The organism is Halovibrio variabilis (assembly GCF_007991175.1).
In the GTDB taxonomy this organism is placed as follows: domain Bacteria; phylum Pseudomonadota; class Gammaproteobacteria; order Pseudomonadales; family Halomonadaceae; genus Vreelandella; species Vreelandella variabilis.
On record NZ_BJXV01000017.1, the window covers coordinates 41,286 to 56,207 of the forward strand.

The 14,922-nt window shown below is 56.7% G+C and carries 14 protein-coding genes and 1 pseudogene; 9 read left to right on the forward strand and 6 right to left on the reverse strand.

What is annotated here, in order from left to right; all coding sequences use genetic code 11:
• Positions 1-48: 48 nt before the first annotated feature.
• Complete coding sequence (locus tag HVA01_RS14175; protein WP_146876061.1) at positions 49-1,338, reverse strand: imelysin family protein; 1,290 nt, start codon at positions 1,336-1,338, stop codon at positions 49-51.
• 192 nt (positions 1,339-1,530) lie between these two features.
• Between HVA01_RS14175 and HVA01_RS14180 the strand changes: the two genes are divergently transcribed.
• The 3 genes and pseudogenes from HVA01_RS14180 to HVA01_RS17780 all read left to right on the forward strand — a co-directional run bounded on the left by HVA01_RS14180 (position 1,531) and on the right by HVA01_RS17780 (position 2,902).
• On the forward strand, positions 1,531-2,397 hold the full coding sequence (locus HVA01_RS14180; RefSeq protein ID WP_146876062.1) for a LysR family transcriptional regulator ArgP: 867 nt from the start codon (positions 1,531-1,533) through the stop codon (positions 2,395-2,397).
• A 12-nt stretch (positions 2,398-2,409) separates the two neighbouring features.
• Positions 2,410-2,646: pseudogene (locus HVA01_RS17775) on the forward strand (hypothetical protein); the annotation flags it as partial.
• A gap of 118 nt (positions 2,647-2,764) precedes the next feature.
• Positions 2,765-2,902: a 7TM diverse intracellular signaling domain-containing protein gene (locus tag HVA01_RS17780; RefSeq protein WP_281288477.1), complete on the forward strand. Its 138-nt coding sequence runs from the start codon at positions 2,765-2,767 to the stop codon at positions 2,900-2,902.
• A 54-nt stretch (positions 2,903-2,956) separates the two neighbouring features.
• On the opposite strand, the gene HVA01_RS14190 is transcribed toward HVA01_RS17780, so the two are convergent.
• Both HVA01_RS14190 and HVA01_RS14195 read right to left on the reverse strand, forming a co-directional pair.
• On the reverse strand, positions 2,957-3,514 hold the full coding sequence (locus HVA01_RS14190; protein WP_146876063.1) for a cytochrome b: 558 nt from the start codon (positions 3,512-3,514) through the stop codon (positions 2,957-2,959).
• Between the two features lie 114 nt (positions 3,515-3,628).
• Positions 3,629-4,501, reverse strand: a complete 873-nt coding sequence (locus tag HVA01_RS14195) for a LysR substrate-binding domain-containing protein (RefSeq protein ID WP_146876064.1) — start codon at positions 4,499-4,501, stop codon at positions 3,629-3,631.
• Between the two features lie 115 nt (positions 4,502-4,616).
• On the opposite strand from HVA01_RS14195, the gene HVA01_RS14200 reads away from it, so the two are divergent.
• The 4 genes from HVA01_RS14200 (at position 4,617) to HVA01_RS14215 (ending at position 10,297) form a co-directional block, all read left to right on the forward strand.
• Complete coding sequence (locus tag HVA01_RS14200) at positions 4,617-5,495, forward strand: DMT family transporter (protein ID WP_146876065.1); 879 nt, start codon at positions 4,617-4,619, stop codon at positions 5,493-5,495.
• Between the two features lie 361 nt (positions 5,496-5,856).
• Positions 5,857-6,240, forward strand: a complete 384-nt coding sequence (locus HVA01_RS14205) for a septal ring lytic transglycosylase RlpA family protein (RefSeq protein ID WP_146876066.1) — start codon at positions 5,857-5,859, stop codon at positions 6,238-6,240.
• A gap of 212 nt (positions 6,241-6,452) precedes the next feature.
• The gene (locus HVA01_RS14210) at positions 6,453-7,457 is read left to right on the forward strand and encodes an NADP-dependent oxidoreductase (protein ID WP_146876067.1); all 1,005 of its coding nucleotides are present in this window, start codon (positions 6,453-6,455) and stop codon (positions 7,455-7,457) included.
• Positions 7,458-7,753: 296 nt separating this feature from the next.
• Entirely contained in the window at positions 7,754-10,297 is a 2,544-nt protein-coding gene (locus HVA01_RS14215) for a glucose/quinate/shikimate family membrane-bound PQQ-dependent dehydrogenase (RefSeq protein WP_146876068.1), read from the forward strand.
• 81 nt (positions 10,298-10,378) lie between these two features.
• On the opposite strand, the gene HVA01_RS14220 is transcribed toward HVA01_RS14215, so the two are convergent.
• Entirely contained in the window at positions 10,379-12,340 is a 1,962-nt protein-coding gene (locus tag HVA01_RS14220) for a TonB-dependent receptor family protein (RefSeq protein WP_246129658.1), read from the reverse strand.
• A gap of 268 nt (positions 12,341-12,608) precedes the next feature.
• Between HVA01_RS14220 and HVA01_RS14225 the strand changes: the two genes are divergently transcribed.
• On the forward strand, positions 12,609-12,782 hold the full coding sequence (locus HVA01_RS14225; RefSeq protein ID WP_146876070.1) for a YqaE/Pmp3 family membrane protein: 174 nt from the start codon (positions 12,609-12,611) through the stop codon (positions 12,780-12,782).
• 65 nt (positions 12,783-12,847) lie between these two features.
• On the opposite strand, the gene HVA01_RS14230 is transcribed toward HVA01_RS14225, so the two are convergent.
• Together HVA01_RS14230 and HVA01_RS14235 are read right to left on the reverse strand one after the other, a co-directional pair.
• The gene (locus HVA01_RS14230) at positions 12,848-13,333 is read right to left on the reverse strand and encodes a nucleoside deaminase (protein ID WP_146876071.1); all 486 of its coding nucleotides are present in this window, start codon (positions 13,331-13,333) and stop codon (positions 12,848-12,850) included.
• Positions 13,334-13,368: 35 nt separating this feature from the next.
• Positions 13,369-14,631: a dicarboxylate/amino acid:cation symporter gene (locus HVA01_RS14235; protein ID WP_146876072.1), complete on the reverse strand. Its 1,263-nt coding sequence runs from the start codon at positions 14,629-14,631 to the stop codon at positions 13,369-13,371.
• A gap of 43 nt (positions 14,632-14,674) precedes the next feature.
• Between HVA01_RS14235 and HVA01_RS14240 the strand changes: the two genes are divergently transcribed.
• Positions 14,675-14,878, forward strand: a complete 204-nt coding sequence (locus tag HVA01_RS14240; RefSeq protein WP_146876073.1) for an SDR family oxidoreductase — start codon at positions 14,675-14,677, stop codon at positions 14,876-14,878.
• Positions 14,879-14,922: the final 44 nt, after the last annotated feature.

Genomic DNA, 14,922 nt, shown 5'->3' on the forward strand with positions numbered 1-14,922 from the left:
CGCTCGATAGTAAAACTATCAGCGGCTCATGGTAGACGCTAGCCCGGGCTAGAAGCGGTGACCGGCGTCATCCGGCTGCAGCGACGTCACGCCCAGCTCACCGGCGGCCTGTTCGATGGATCCCGTTTGCGCTACCAGGGTGAGAATGGCCTCATTGATCAGCTCACTGCCCTGCTCATTGCCCGGCGCGATCATCATGTCAAACGCCATTGGCGAGCTTTCCGCCTCGGCCGCCTGCTTGATGGCATCGAGGCGCGCCATGGTGGCATCAAGCTGCTCACTCAGGTTGTCGGCAAGCGCCTCATCCTGCTGAGCCAGCAGGTCTTGCAGTGAAGGCCCTTCGACCACGCTGCCGTCAAGGCGCTGATAGGTACCGGTGTAGATATTCTGAATACCCTGGCCGTTGTAGTAGTGGGAGTTGTGGGTATTGTCGCTGAAGCAATCATGCTCATCCTCAAAAGAGTTGGCTTCCAGAGCGACTTTTAAGCGCTCACCCGCCAGCTCGCCAAGCGACAGCGAACCCATGCCAAACAGCATGCGCCGCAGACCTTCCTGGTCGCTTTCCGCCAGCAGCGACTGGCGATAGTTATCCTCAGCTTCCGGCGCCCACTGGGCGACCATCCATTCAAGGTCGTCGACTAACAAATCGGACACCGCGTCCAGGTAGCTGCGGCGACGATCGCAGTTGCCGTGGGTGCAGTCGTCGCCGGTTTGGTAATCGCTCACCGGTCGTTCGCCGCTGCCCGCCTCGAAGCCATTCAAATCCTGCCCCCAGAGCAAAAATTCGATGGCATGATAGCCGCTGGCCACGTTAGCTTCCGAGCCGCCGACTTCATTGAGGTCGGCGAGGAGTTCTGGGGTGATCTCGCTAACGTCCAGGCTTTCACCGCCCACTTCGATTTGCTCGTTGGCGACAATATTGGCCGTGGCGCCTTCGTTCCCCAGCTCGTGCTGATAGTCATCGCCTTCGACATAATCGATCATGCCTTCATCAAGCGGCCAGGCGTTCAACTGCCCTTCCCAGTCATCCACCACGGCATTGCCGAAGCGGAACACTTCGCTCTGCTGGTAAGGAATACGCGCCTGCAACCAAGCTTGCTTGGCGGCATCCAGGGTCTCGGCGGTGGGGTTGGCCAGCAATTCGTCGATGCGCTCGTTCAACACCTCGGCGGCGTTGAGCGCATCGGCGTAATTAGCATGCGCCAGGTCGGCGTAATGATGAACCACGGCATCTGCGCTAACGGTGTCGTCAGCAGCGGTAGCAACTGAGGCAAAAGGCATCAGCGCGCTAAGCGCAACAATGGCGGCAAGAGGGCGACGGAGCATAATGGCGGGCATGACAATGTCCTTTGGGCTATAGCGTTAAACAAAGCACTCAAATAAAGTGCTACAACACCGATGCTGGGACCGAGTGCTGCACCTATCTATGGAATGTAATTCATTAACTCATGAGATTCAATCCTATTAAATTCAACGCCAATCGCCCTGCCGGACTTTATCGCCATTTTTTGCTGCCCTGGGAACACCGCCATGCTCGATTACAAACTGCTTCATGCCTTAGCAACCGTGATCGAATGTGGCGGTTTCGAACGCGCAGGCAACGTGCTGGGGCTTTCACAATCGGCGGTTTCCCAGCGTATTAAGGCGCTGGAAGTGCGTCTGGGTCAGCCGGTGCTCATTCGTCATCCTCACTTAGCCCCTACGCCGGCGGGCCAGCGGCTGTTAACGCATTACCAGCAAGTCCAGCTGTTAGAGCGCGATCTACGTGGTTCGCTACCCACCCTGGACGACCAGGCACCGCGCCTGCGCATTGCCATCAATGCGGATAGCCTGGTCACCTGGTGGGCCGATGCCGTGGCCGCTATTTGCCAGGAAGAGGGGTTGCTGCTGGACTTGGTGATCGAAGACCAGGATGTCGGCCTTAAGCGCTTGCGCGATGGCGATGTAGCCGCTTGCCTGTGCGCCGCGCCGCAGCCAATTGCTGGGGCACGCTGCGTTGCGCTGGGGGAAATGCGTTATCACCCCTTGGCAACACCCCGCTATGTAGAGCGCTATTTCCCACAAGGCCCGACGCCGGAAAGCTTTCAACGCGCCCCGGCCATCGTCTTCGGCCCCCACGATCAACTCCAGCATCGCTTTCTTGCCCAGTGCGGCTACCACGGGCACTTTCCTTACCACCTCTGCCCCTCATCAGAAGGGTTTGTGCGCTTAGCCGCGGCGGGGATCGGCTACGGCATGATGCCGCAACGCCAGGTCGGCGAATTAATGGCGAACGGCCAACTAGCGAGTATCGCCCCCGGCCATTTCTTGACCGTGCCGTTGTATTGGCATTTTTGGCGGCATAGCGGCCAACTCATACAGCGGCTAACCGAAAGGCTTAGACGTCTAACCCTTTAGCACCATAATGCCTTGGGGCGGAGAAAAACCGACTACACTCAAACTGTCTTCCTCTATTACGCTCTCTTTACGCTGGGTTTTACCGTCGCCATCCTGACCTTTAACGGCGCCGGCACGCTGATGTTTTGGAGTGCCCTGGGCGACAATACCTCTCGCCTTGTCGCTATCGGGTTTACCTTTGCGTCTACCATGGCCACTTTCTTTGACCAAAGCTTTCTTGACACCCAAACCTATGCCCCCCGCTGGCACCGCGTACTCAGCTATTTCCGTATTTATTGTCTTCTTGCGTTGATAGCGACCCTGGTACTGCCCAATCCAACCCGCCCTGCGGCTTATGGACGTCACTGGTTTTATGGCGGCGCTGTTAATGCTGGTTTGCGGCCTTTACGGTTGGTCGAAGCGGATACCCAGCGCCCGGCTCTTTGTCGTGGCGTGGTCGCTTTTCCTGGTCGGGGCTGGCGTGTTTGCGTTGCGTAAGAGGCCGATAGCCACATGTACGCCATAAAGTCATGCCAAGTTGCCGCTTGCTACCGCTACGACTCGGCGAGCCCATAAGCCCTTAATCAAACAAACTCATACGCTTCATCACGTTGTCGTGCTTTATTTTCCAGTGGAACATAGCGCCAGCGACGTGCAGCACCACCAAGCCTAAAATGACCCATCCCAGGCGTCCATGCCACATAAAAAGTTGCTCGGAGAGCTGCTCACGCTTGCCGATCAAGCCGGGCAAATGCCAATGAAAAAACTCCACCGGAAACCCGCCGCTCGCTGTGGCAGCCCAGCCCAGTAAAGGCATCGCAATCAGCGCTAAATAGAGCAAGTGATGCACGCTGGTACTGACAATTCGCTCGAACGCATTCAAGGGTGGCTCGTGATCGGGCACCACAAAAGCCCAGCGCGTCACAATACGCAGCGTCATTAACACCAGGATCGTTACGCCTAGCGTTTTATGACTGGTATACAGCAGATTAGTAAGCGTATTGCCCACCAACGCAACGCTTCGTTCATAGCCCAGAAAGCCTAGCGTTAAACCGCTCGCCAATGAGAGCAGCACGGCCCCCGCCACTAGCCAGTGAAGTACCCGATGCGGGTAGATATAGCGATCCAGTTCGTGCATGCAGTGCTCCTAGCAACCATTCATTTGCCTTCATTCTAGTCAGTAACGCTACCTTGTGCTGCTTAAAGCATCGCCCTCGGCGTTACGGCTCTCCTTGCAAGGCATAAATCTACTCTATAGCGCTTCGGTTGGCGCCGCTAGCTGCTCGCGGATTAACTCGCCCAAACGCCGCGCTGGCTCGGAAGGGCGGTGCGGCGCCCGGTGCAGCGCCAGCTCAATCATCGGCAGCGCCGGCAGGCCGCTACTCTCATCCAGCGGTCTCAGCGCGGGCGTCAACATACTGCGGGTGACCACCACGATAGCCAGCCCAGCGGTCACAAGCGGCGCCAAACCCGTCATCGACTGGCTGGTGTAAGCAACGCGCCAGTTGCGCCCAGCGGCTTGCAGCGCCTGCTCGGCCACCTCACGGAAAACGTCTGCCCCCGGTGAGTAAAGCGCCAGCGGCAGCGGGTCGCTGAGCAACGGTTGCCGGTCGACACCCACTGCCCATACCAAGGGTTCTCGACGAATCACATCGCCCCCTGGCGAGTTGCGTTGCCGGGTTACCAGGGCCAGGTCCAGCTCTTTGGCTTTGACTTGTTCAACCAAGTGCACGCTGGTACCGCAGATCACTTTTAACCCAACCGCCGGATAAAGTTGGTGAAAATAAGCAAACACCGAGGGCAATAGCGAGGCGTAATCTTCGGGGATACCTAAGGTGAGATCCCCGGTAACCTGGCGCGCCTGCATATCGCTCCAGGCGTCGTCGTTAAGCGCTAATAAGCGCCGTGCATGGACCAGTAAACGACCGCCTTCCGAGGTAAAGCGTATTCGCCGCCCTTCCCGTTCGTGCAGCGTAAGCGCTAGCTGCGTCTCCAACCGCTGCAATTGCATACTCACCGTGGACTGGGTATACGCCAAGCGTTTAGCCGCTGCCGTCACACTGCCGGTGTCGGCAATCGCTACCAGCGTCCGCAATAGGGTGAGGTCCAATGTGGGTGCGCGCATATATCGGTCCTTATTTATCAACATCCTTGATAATAACGATCAAGAAAGATCGATATTGTGATGTATCGATAATGAGTATGCTGCTCGGCACATGCACTAATCAAGGAGATCGCACATGCATCCCGTTCACTCCCCCGTCATATTTCCACGTTGGTACAGTGTTGGCGCGGCGTTAGTGGCCGTGATGCTGTGGAGTGCGGCACCGCTGCTGGCGGAATTTGCTAAAGCGACTCCGCCCCTGCAGTTAACCGCCGTTACGCTATTAGCCGGCGCATTAGCGACGCTGCCGTTAAGCCGCCGCGCCAATGTAGCCGCCTGCGGTGCGGGCTGGCAGCTCAGTGTCTGGGTGGGTATTCCACTGCTGATTTTTGGCGCCGTCAGCACTTACTTTATTGGCATGCGCTTAGCCCCCGCCGCTGAAGCAGCGCTGATTACCTATACGTGGCCGGTGCTGTTTGTGCTACTTAGCCAGTGGAGTCGTTTTGGCCGTTTGCGTCTTGCGGGTATTTTAGGCGCCTTGATCGCGTTTTCAGGCGCGGCACTCCTACTAGTGCCGCAAGCCATCAGCGGCGGCCTGGGTGGTGCCACGACGGGCTATGCACTGGCACTTTTAGCTGCCTGCTGCTGGGCTACTTACTCCTGGCTGGGCCAGGCAGCACCGGTGGCGCTGACACCGTTACTGCCTCGGCTACTGCTTATCGCTTGCGCTATCGCCGTGGCCGCCAGTCTGTTCCTGGAAGGCCGCCTTGCCTTGCCTAGTGGTGAAGCGTTATTAGCGGGAATCGCGCTGGGACTAGGCCCTTATGGGGTAGCCATGGTCGCTTGGGATAAAGCGCTGCGCTGGGGGCACGCCAGCCTAGTGGGCAGCCTCGCCTACGGCGTCCCCATCCTAGCGGCCCTGCTGCTGGTGCTTGCGGGCATGAGCGTACTCGATTGGCATTTACCCGTTGCCGCTGTGCTGGTGGTAGTGGGTTGCCTCAAAGCGGGCCGCTAATCAGCCTGAAAACTGACTGCCTCAAACTAGCTGCCTTGAACATGCCCTTAACCAGTCGTGATAATAAATTCAATTAATCAAGCCGAACCGATTTTAAGACGCTGATGCCTTTCAAGTTAGCGTTTGATGAAAAAGAATGCTTTTCACACTGCTGTTTATTGACGCCACTCATACGTGCCTGGATAAGTGGCTGAAACGTAAGGGCACTTAGTCGGAGAGCAAAATTCTTAATTCTGACCCTATTTGCGCCGATCTTCTCAAAGCTTGCTGACTGCAAACAACAGCGTTACTATCGTTGGGCCTATTAGGCACCTCATCGAAGAAGGCGGAATTCGCAATACTCAACACTGAGGTAACTCCCATGGGAGCCCACAATCGACTACTCCGAACGATTTGCTTGGCAGCAGTGGTAATCAGCAGCGCTGCCAATAGTGCGTTGGCACACGATACGTCAACAACACAGGAAGGCGTTGCCTCCTTTTACAGTGATCGCTTCCAAGGCCAAACCACTGCAAGCGGCGAACCTTTTGACCAGCAGGCGCTGACTGCTGCTCATCCGAGCCTGCCTTTTGGCACCAAAGTACTGGTCACGCGGGAAGATACCGGCCAAGAGGTAGAGGTTCTTATCAATGACCGCGGCCCCTTCGTACAAGGGCGCATTATTGATTTATCCAAACGCGCGGCAGTCAAGCTTGGCATGCTCCGCCGCGGTACGGCACCGGTTATGGTAACGCTACTGGATTAATGGATAACACACTCTTGGTTGGTGTGTGATACCCCTTAGCCTCAGCAGTACGGTAATTAAGTCAACGCTGTAACAATGCAAAATAGGGCGGCCAGCCATGGCGCGCCCTATTTTTTTGTCTGCTTTTTACGCGTGCATTGGCGAACTTGCAAGCAGGCTAATAGTCTTTATGCTGCACTAAGCTCAATACGCTACGCATTCAGGAGGCACTAATGCAAACACGCTTTTATACGCTCACCGATTACCCCAAGGGCTTGCCTAAGCGCGACCTGTTTAAGCTAACAACGCAAACCCTGCCCGAACTGGCCGAAGGCGAAGTGCGTATTCGTAACCGATGGCTTTCTGTTGATCCTTACATGCGTGGCCGTATGAGCGGCATTCGCACCTATGTGGAGCCGTTTGAAATCGGCAAGCCCATGGAAGGCGGGGCCATTGGTGAAGTCATTGCGTCACGCGATGCGCGCTTAAAAGAGGGTGACATCGTTAATCATATGGGTGGCTGGCGCGATATCGCCCAACTGCCTGCAGAAGGCGTCACGCCACTGCCCGACATTGACGTTCCCGAGCAGGCCTACCTAGGCGTATTGGGAATGCCCGGCATGACCGCTTGGACCGGCCTCAACGTCATTGCCGAATGCAAGCCAGGCGATAACGTTTTAGTCAGTGCCGCCAGCGGCGCGGTAGGCTCTCTCGCCGTTCAACTGGCCCGCGCAAAAGGCTGCCACGTCGTAGGCATTGCAGGCGCTGCGCATAAACTCGCCTGGCTAGAATCGCTTGGTGTAGAACCCGTGAGCTACCGCAATAGAGATGCTGATGAGCTTGGCGACGCTATTCACCTGGCCAGCCCTAATGGCATTGATGTGTATTTTGAAAACGTTGGCGGCGACTGCCTGGAGGCGGCGCTCAGTCAGTTGAATGAAGGCGCGCGCATAGCGGTATGCGGCATGATCGACAGCTACAATGCTGAGCAACCAACGCCTGGGCCTCGCAACCTGGTTCAGTTGGTAATGCGCAAAGCCAAAATGCAGGGCTTTATCGTCACCGACCACTGGGACCACTACCCTGAGTTTCTGAAGGAGGTGGCCCCCCAAGTAGCCGAGGGCAAGCTCACCTATAAAGAGACGGTTAAAGAAGGCCTGGAAAGCACCCCTGACGCCTTCCTGGCGCTGTTTGAAGGCGGCAATATCGGCAAAATGCTGGTCAAGCTATCTCCTTAAAACACTTTCTTAAAAACATTGCCTTAAAACATTGCCTTAAAAATGTCGCCTTCCAATAAGGCGACTGAATCTCCCCCCTGCTACTTCCTGCCGCGGCGATAAAAGCGTCGCGGCAGGATACCCGCCTAATAAAAAAGCATTAAATCGTTAGACCAATGGCGAATTGATAATTAAAATCATTGACAATCAGGGTGTGCTCTAACCCATCGGCGCTGTCGATGGGTTAGCGCGCGTCGTGGGTTCGGCGCCTAGCCACTGGGCTTAAGCGCAGCAACACATCAATCAAGGAACATCTCATGGAAGGAAGTACGCGCAATCACCGCAAATGGCCGCCCGTCATTGCGGGCATGCTGCTATTTGTTGCGGGCCTGGCACTGGCCGTGGGTGGCGGTAAGCTAATCAGCCTGGGCGGCAGCGCCTACTACGTAATCGCCGGACTTAGCATTATTGCCTGCGGCCTTTTACTCGCTATGCGCCGTGGCGCCGCGCTATGGCTCTACGCGCTGACACTTTTCGCAACGCTTGCATGGGCGCTTTGGGAAGTCGGCCTGGACTGGTGGCAGTTAGTCCCCCGCGTTGCCATCCTCAGTTTAATCGGCATTCTGCTGCTATTGCCCTGGTGGCGTAAACCGCTGCGCTCAAAGGGTGGCAGCCTGGCGCTAGTGGGTAGCATTGCGGCCACTGTTATCGTCGCCATTGCCAGCCAATTTAACGACCCCGGCAGCATCGAAGGGTCGCTGGCAAATGACCGCCAAGCTACAGCCGATAGCGTTAATCCTGCTCAAGCGGCGGGCGATGACTGGCCTTCCTATGGCGGGACTAACGCGGGCACCCATTACTCCTCGCTTGCGCAGATCACGCCCGACAACATCGGCGAGCTTGAAGAAGTCTGGCGCATTCAAACCGGTGACGAAGCGGGCCCTAATGCGCCCCCGGAGATCACCAATCAGAATACGCCGTTAAAAGTGAACGACAGTCTGTATATCTGTACGTCCCATAGCCGGGCGATGGCGCTTTCCCCGGAAACCGGTGAAACCCTGTGGTCGTTTGACCCCGAGATCAGCACCATGGGCGCTGATGACTTCTCCGGTTGGGCGCACATGACCTGCCGCGGCCTCGCTTACTACGACGCTGCCAGCTATGTCGCAACTAACGATGTCGCAACTAACGATGATGCCAGCGATAGCACCTCTTTTGACGTTTTCGATAACAGCGATATTTTCAGTCTGGACCTCTCCTTCTTGTCACTGCTGTTTGGTGTTGAAGAAAATGTTGAAGAAAATGTTGAAGAAAATAGCAATACACAGCCCATGCTCAGCGAAACCGATGTCATGTGCCCGCGCAGGCTTTATCTGCCCACCGCGGATGCGCGCCTGATTGCGCTGAATGCCGACACGGGCGAGCGGTGCGCAAACTTTGGCAACAATGGCGAAATCGATCTCACTAACAATATTGGCGAGTTCTCACCGGGCGGTTACTACTCCACGTCGCCCGCCACTGTGACTGAAAACCTGATTATTCTGGGTGGCCATGTCACCGACAACAGCTCCATCGACGAACCTTCCGGCGTTATCCGTGCCTTTGATGTGCATACCGGCGAGCTGGTATGGAACTGGGACAGCGGCAACCCCGATAGCACCGAGCCGCTGCCAGAAGGCGAAACCTACACGCGTAACTCTCCCAACGTGTGGGCGCCAATCAGCGTTGATGAAGAGCTAGGTCTCGTTTATCTGCCGATGGGTAACGCCACGCCTGACCAGTATGGCGCCGACCGCACCGCAAACGACGAAACTTACAGCGCGGGCTTAGTGGCACTTAACGTCAATGACGGCCAGGTGGCATGGGTTTATCAGTTTGTACACCACGACCTGTGGGATATGGACACACCGGCACAACCGGTGCTCATTGACCTAGCCACCGATAACGGCCCCCAGCCTGCGGTTATTCAGCCAACCAAACAGGGCAGCCTGTACGTGCTGAACCGTGAAACCGGCGAACCGATTGTGCCTATCGAAGAAGTGCCCGTGCCACAGGGTGCGGTAGAAGGCGACTGGACCGCCGAGACGCAGCCGCGTTCAGCACTTAACCTGCTGCCACCGCCGCTCACCGAGCGCGACATGTGGGGCGCCTCACCGTTTGACCAGATGATGTGCCGCATTCAGTTCAACTCCTTGCGCTACGAAGGCCAGTACACGCCGCCGTCGCTGGAAGGCAGTATTGTCTATCCTGGCAACGTTGGTGTGATGAACTGGGGCGGCGTCGCCGTTGACCCTGAGCGTCAAGCACTATTTACCGGTGCCAAGTATCTGGCGTTCGTGTCGACGTTAGTGCCCCGCGATCAAGTCACAGAAGGCCAGGGCTCGGCGAGCGAACAGGGCCTACAAGCCAATGCGGGCGCGCCCTATGCCGTTGAACTGGGCCCGCTGCTCTCGGTACTCGGCCTGCCCTGCCAGGCGCCCTCCTGGGGCGATGTGGCGGGCATTGACCTGCAAAGTAACGAGGTGGTCTGGAGACACCCTAATGGCACCACACGGGACAGCATGCCGTTTGATCTGCCGATAGGTTTGAACGTCGGCGTTCCGGCGCTCGGCGGCCCGCTGACGACTGCCGGCGGCGTTTCGTTCTTGAGCGGCACGCTGGACCAGTATCTGCGCGGTTACAACATCACCACCGGCGAAGAGCTGTATAAAACTCGCCTACCGGCAGGCGGCCAAGCGACGCCGATGACGTATACCGGTGAAGATGGTCGTCAGTATGTGGTCGTCACGGCCGGTGGTCACGGCACCTTCGGCACCAAGATGGGCGATTACGTGATTGGCTACGCGCTACCGGAGGATTAATAGCGCCAGCACACCACTAGCGTAACGAAAAACGGGCGGCCTCAAGCAAGAGCGCCGCCCGTTTTTATGTTTGTAATGCTGTTAAAAACTTACTTCTAATCCACCATAAACGCTGCGCCCCGGGGCGGGTTCGTAGAAACGACCGTAAGAGCCGTTCAAGCGCACGTTGGCATAGTGCTCCTCATCAAGCAGATTGCGCACGCCGACATAAGTATTCAGCCGGGTGTCACCCCCCAACTGCCAGCCATCGCCCACCCGCAAGTTCACTAGCCAGTAGCTATCGACCTCTGTCTCGTTGGCGTTGTCCGCCACCATATCGCCTACGTACTGGGTTTCCAGGGTGGCAAAGCGCTCGTCAAGGCCCTCCCAAGTGAGCTGATTCACCCAGGTTTGCTCAGGCAGGCCGGGGATGCGATTGCCATCAAAGCGCTCTGAAGGCGTGGCAAACTGGTCAAACTCGTAGCGCGCCAGTGTCAAGGCGCTATCCAGCCGCCACTGAGTAGCTAACTGCCAGCCCAGCGCCAGCTCGATACCGTCGCGGTCGGTGTCGCCCGCGTTTTGGTAGAAGGTACGCCCGCCGTTCTCTTCTTCGTAAGGCACCAGCTCATCACGCACGCGCACCGAAAACAGCGCCAAATCGTAATCCATCGCCAACGGCTCAATGTAGCCCCGCAGCCCTACCTCACGGTTCCAGGCTTTTTGCGGCTCTACCAAGGGGTTAAAACCGCCGCCCGCCGGGTTGGCAAACTCCGAGAACGTCGGCGTTTCAAACGCCGTACCGGTATTTACATAGGCCTGATGCTGGGGGCGGTAACGATAGCTTAGCCCCGCTGAGCCGCTCCACTCATTAAAAGTGCGATCGCCGCTTTGGTCGCCATCGCTCAGGTAGCTGTCGTCTACCTCTAATTCCACACTATCAAAGCGCGCGCCCAGCGAGAGCGTCACCTGCTCGGTCAGCGCCAAATCACCCTGGGCAAATACCCCTGCTGAAGTCGCCGTTTGGGTCTCTTCCGCGAGCTGCTGGCCAACAACGCCCTGATCGTTTACGTCGTTACGAAAGCGCTCGTCGTCTTGGCGAGCCACATCAACACCAGTGATATAGCTTAGCGGGAGGCTGCCCAAGGTGATTTCATGGTGGTACTCGGCGCTTGCTCCCAGGTAATCACGCTGATAGCCGATACGGCTGTCACCGACATAGGGCAGCTGCTGTTCAAAATCACGCTGGGAAATAAAGCCTTTTAGGTAAAGCTCGCCGGGGCCAGCGGACAAATCCTCGTACTGTAAGCCAAGCAGCTGTTGATCGACATTCTGCCCAGCGTCTAGGGCGAGCGAGTTAGGCGCGGCTTGATCACGCCCAGCGGCCACTTCTCTGGCGTTTAAAGCACCGGGGTCTTCGGAACGCGGGTTATCGAGCAGATTGATAATCGCGGTTAACGCCCGGTCGCTGCCTAGCTCGCGGCGAAGCTTGGCATTCAGCAAATATTTTTCCGTGGAGCTCTGTTCGCGATAGCCATCCACATTGAGCGCCGAAAGGCTCACATGGTGCGACCAATCCCCCTGGGCGCCGCCGGTTTGCAGCGACGCTTTGCGGTAGCCATCGCTGCCCGCTTCGACGCGAACGCTCGTCCCAGGGTTATCGCGCCCATCAGCGGTGGTGACATCGATGACCCCACCCGCTGCATTGCCGTAAAGCACCGACGAAGGCCCACGGATCACCTCAATGCGCTCAGCGCTGTCTAGGTCAATGGCATCGAGCTGCGCCTGGCCATCCGGCAGCGTATAGGGAATACCGTCGACCATAATGGTAATACCGCGCACCCCAAAAGGCGCCCGGGCGCCAAAGCCACGAATGGAAATTCGCTGGCCTTGGGCAAAGTTGTCGCGGTTCTGCAGGAACACCCCCGGCACGCGCACCAGCGACTCATCCAGCCGCGCGCGCTGCTGGCCCTGAGCAATCGCCTCGCGGTCGAGCGTTGAAACCGCGGCGGGCGTGGCATAAAGCTCTCTGGACAAGCGTGGCGCCGTGACTTCCAACGTGGCCATCGCACTGTCACTCGTCGGGCTTTCCTGGGCCCAACCTTGACCTGAAACAAAGCAGCTTAATAAACAAAAAGACGTGGTGATTACTTTCAGCACAGGTGCCCTCATTGATGGCTTTAGGTGAAACGGATGGCGAGATTGAACGATCGTTTACTCGGCTAGTCGCATAAGGGCAGCCAAGGTGAATAATTTTTTGAGTGTGTCTTATGATAGCACCTAAAACAGTGGCTACACTTGGACAAGCTACCCTAATGAAAGCAAAGGAGGCTTCATGGCGTTTACCGCGACTGATCCGATCAAGATGATTTGTGCCGTTATACTCCCCCCACTCGGCGTATTTTTTGAGGTCGGCTTTAAAGGGCATTTCTGGTTGAACATTATTTTAACGCTATTTGGCTTCGTACCGGGCATCATCCATGCGTTTTATGTCATATTGAAGTATTAGCGTTTAATAGAAACGCGTTAAAAATGACGCCGCCTAAGCTGATGCTCAGGCGGTTTTTTTATGTTTTAAAAGTAAGGGCTGGCATGGCGACGCTTGTGCAACTCATGAACTCGTTCATCCAGCTCAGCTATTGGGCCTTCTACCGTGAGTCCAGGCACAACCTGTTGAATAGGCAGGGTCGCAACAGGCGGTGGCGCTACGCCTAAGTCCGCAAGCCAGCGGCCCAACTGTTCAGACGAGCTGGCGTAGGCGATACGTCCCAACCCTACCCAGCCGTGGGCAGCGGCGCACATCGGGCAATGTTCGCCTGACGTATAAACGGTCGCTTTTGCTCGCGCCTCCGGCGTCATATTCTGAGCAGCCCAGCGCGCCAGGAAAAACTCGGGGTGCTGAGTAGAATCCCCACCGGCTATTCGGTTACGATCTTCTGCCAGCACCACCCCCTCTGCACTTACCAGTACGCTACCAAAGGGTTCGTCACCCGCATTAAGGGCCTCTTCAGCCAATTCAACGGCACGGGTTAAGTAGGCGAACTCACGATCATCCAACATGTGCTTTCCTTATAGTAAAAGTTGGCCTGTTGCATTTACCCCTTTACCGCCGTTGGCGCTTCTTCAACAGGCGTTTCACTCAACTGTTCGCCTTCGCTACGGGCGATGACGGACGTACCCACCAAGTCGCCTGTGACGTTTAGCGCTGTACACCCCATGCCCACTAGCGCATCGATCGCCGTGAGCAGCGCCACGGTTTCAATTGGCAGGCCCACTTGGGCAAATACGGTCGCGATCATAATAATGCCCGCCCCCGGCACCCCCGCCGTACCGACCGATACCAGCGTGCCGATTAGCACTATTTGCACCATGCTGATGAAATCCAGCGGCGCGCCAATCACATTGGCCGCAAATACCGCCGAAATAGCAATACGAATTGCCGCCCCATCCATGTTTAAGGTAGCCCCTAGCGGCAGGCTGAAGCCATAGATGCTTTTGGGAATCCCTAAGCGGTGGGCAGCATTAATGGTGAGCGGTAATGTCCCCGAGCTACTTTGAGTAGCAAATGCCGTCGCCATCGGCGTGCGGGCTTCACGAAAGAAGGTGCGTAGCTTGACGCCAAACAGCCGCATAATGCCGCAATAAATCAGCAGGTGGATTCCCAGTGCGATATACAGCACCACCACCATATCCCCCAGTGACAGCAGTGTTTCCAATCCCTGCTGGCTCACCGTCTCAGCGACAATCGCAAACACCCCAATAGGCACATAGTGCAGCACCCCTGACATCACTTTGAGCGTGACTTCGTTTAGCGCCTCAAGCACCTCATAAAGGCGCTCACCCATCGCATGCTGGCGCTGAGACTGGCGCATTTTCAGCAGCGCGATGCCAAACACCAGCGCGGTAAAAATAATCCCTAGCATATTCAGCTCGGAAAACGCGCCGATAATATTATTAGGCACAATATTGAGCAGCGTATCGACAACCCCTGGATTGTCCGGCACCGAGAAGCTGGCGTCCTCGTTCAGGGTCATACCGCTGCCTGGGTTAAATAGTGTGGCAACGGTCAACCCCACCGTGATCGCCAGCGCCGAAGACACCAGATAATAAACGAGCACCTTGCCGCCAACGCGACCTGCACTGCCCTCCCGCGACTGGTTCACACCCACCATTAGGGTAAACAACACGATTGGGACGATAAGAAACGTCAGCAGCCGCAGGAGCAAATCGCCCAGCGGGGCTAACCAAACCGCCACCGTCTCGCCGCCGACTAACCCCACTACAACGCCCATCACCAACGCGATGGTAACGCGCAGAACCAGCGATGCTTGAAAATAGGCCTTCCATATACGTGTCATTTGAGTTCCTACAGGTTTGAAAAAGTGGGGTTAATTTGCCCGCATGGTACGCACCTCTTCAGTAGGGGTGGTGAAATCCGAACTGGCGAATACCATTACCGACCCTGAGACCGCTAAGGCGATCGGCTTTTACCGGCAGATTGCCCTCAAGCCTGACGCTATTGCTTCGGCTATCGCGCATGCCATCAACCAGCCCGATGACGTGGACACCAGTGATATTGTCGTACCCACTACCGCGAGTTACTAGAGCTAAGCTGTAGGGCGCTTCCCCCCGCGGGAAACGCCCTGCAT

Coding starts and splice junctions, on each gene's coding strand:
- HVA01_RS14175 (WP_146876061.1), bottom strand. CDS start 1,338: ATGCCCGCCATTATGCTCCGTCGCCCTCTTGCCGCCATTGTTGCGCTT.
- HVA01_RS14215 (WP_146876068.1), top strand. CDS start 7,754: ATGGAAGGAAGTACGCGCAATCACCGCAAATGGCCGCCCGTCATTGCG.
- HVA01_RS14190 (WP_146876063.1), bottom strand. CDS start 3,514: ATGCACGAACTGGATCGCTATATCTACCCGCATCGGGTACTTCACTGG.
- HVA01_RS14230 (WP_146876071.1), bottom strand. CDS start 13,333: ATGTTGGATGATCGTGAGTTCGCCTACTTAACCCGTGCCGTTGAATTG.
- HVA01_RS14210 (WP_146876067.1), top strand. CDS start 6,453: ATGCAAACACGCTTTTATACGCTCACCGATTACCCCAAGGGCTTGCCT.
- HVA01_RS14225 (WP_146876070.1), top strand. CDS start 12,609: ATGGCGTTTACCGCGACTGATCCGATCAAGATGATTTGTGCCGTTATA.
- HVA01_RS14195 (WP_146876064.1), bottom strand. CDS start 4,501: ATGCGCGCACCCACATTGGACCTCACCCTATTGCGGACGCTGGTAGCG.
- HVA01_RS14200 (WP_146876065.1), top strand. CDS start 4,617: ATGCATCCCGTTCACTCCCCCGTCATATTTCCACGTTGGTACAGTGTT.
- HVA01_RS14205 (WP_146876066.1), top strand. CDS start 5,857: ATGGGAGCCCACAATCGACTACTCCGAACGATTTGCTTGGCAGCAGTG.
- HVA01_RS14220 (WP_246129658.1), bottom strand. CDS start 12,340: ATGGCCACGTTGGAAGTCACGGCGCCACGCTTGTCCAGAGAGCTTTAT.
- HVA01_RS14235 (WP_146876072.1), bottom strand. CDS start 14,631: ATGACACGTATATGGAAGGCCTATTTTCAAGCATCGCTGGTTCTGCGC.
- HVA01_RS14180 (WP_146876062.1), top strand. CDS start 1,531: ATGCTCGATTACAAACTGCTTCATGCCTTAGCAACCGTGATCGAATGT.
- HVA01_RS17780 (WP_281288477.1), top strand. CDS start 2,765: ATGCTGGTTTGCGGCCTTTACGGTTGGTCGAAGCGGATACCCAGCGCC.
- HVA01_RS14240 (WP_146876073.1), top strand. CDS start 14,675: ATGGTACGCACCTCTTCAGTAGGGGTGGTGAAATCCGAACTGGCGAAT.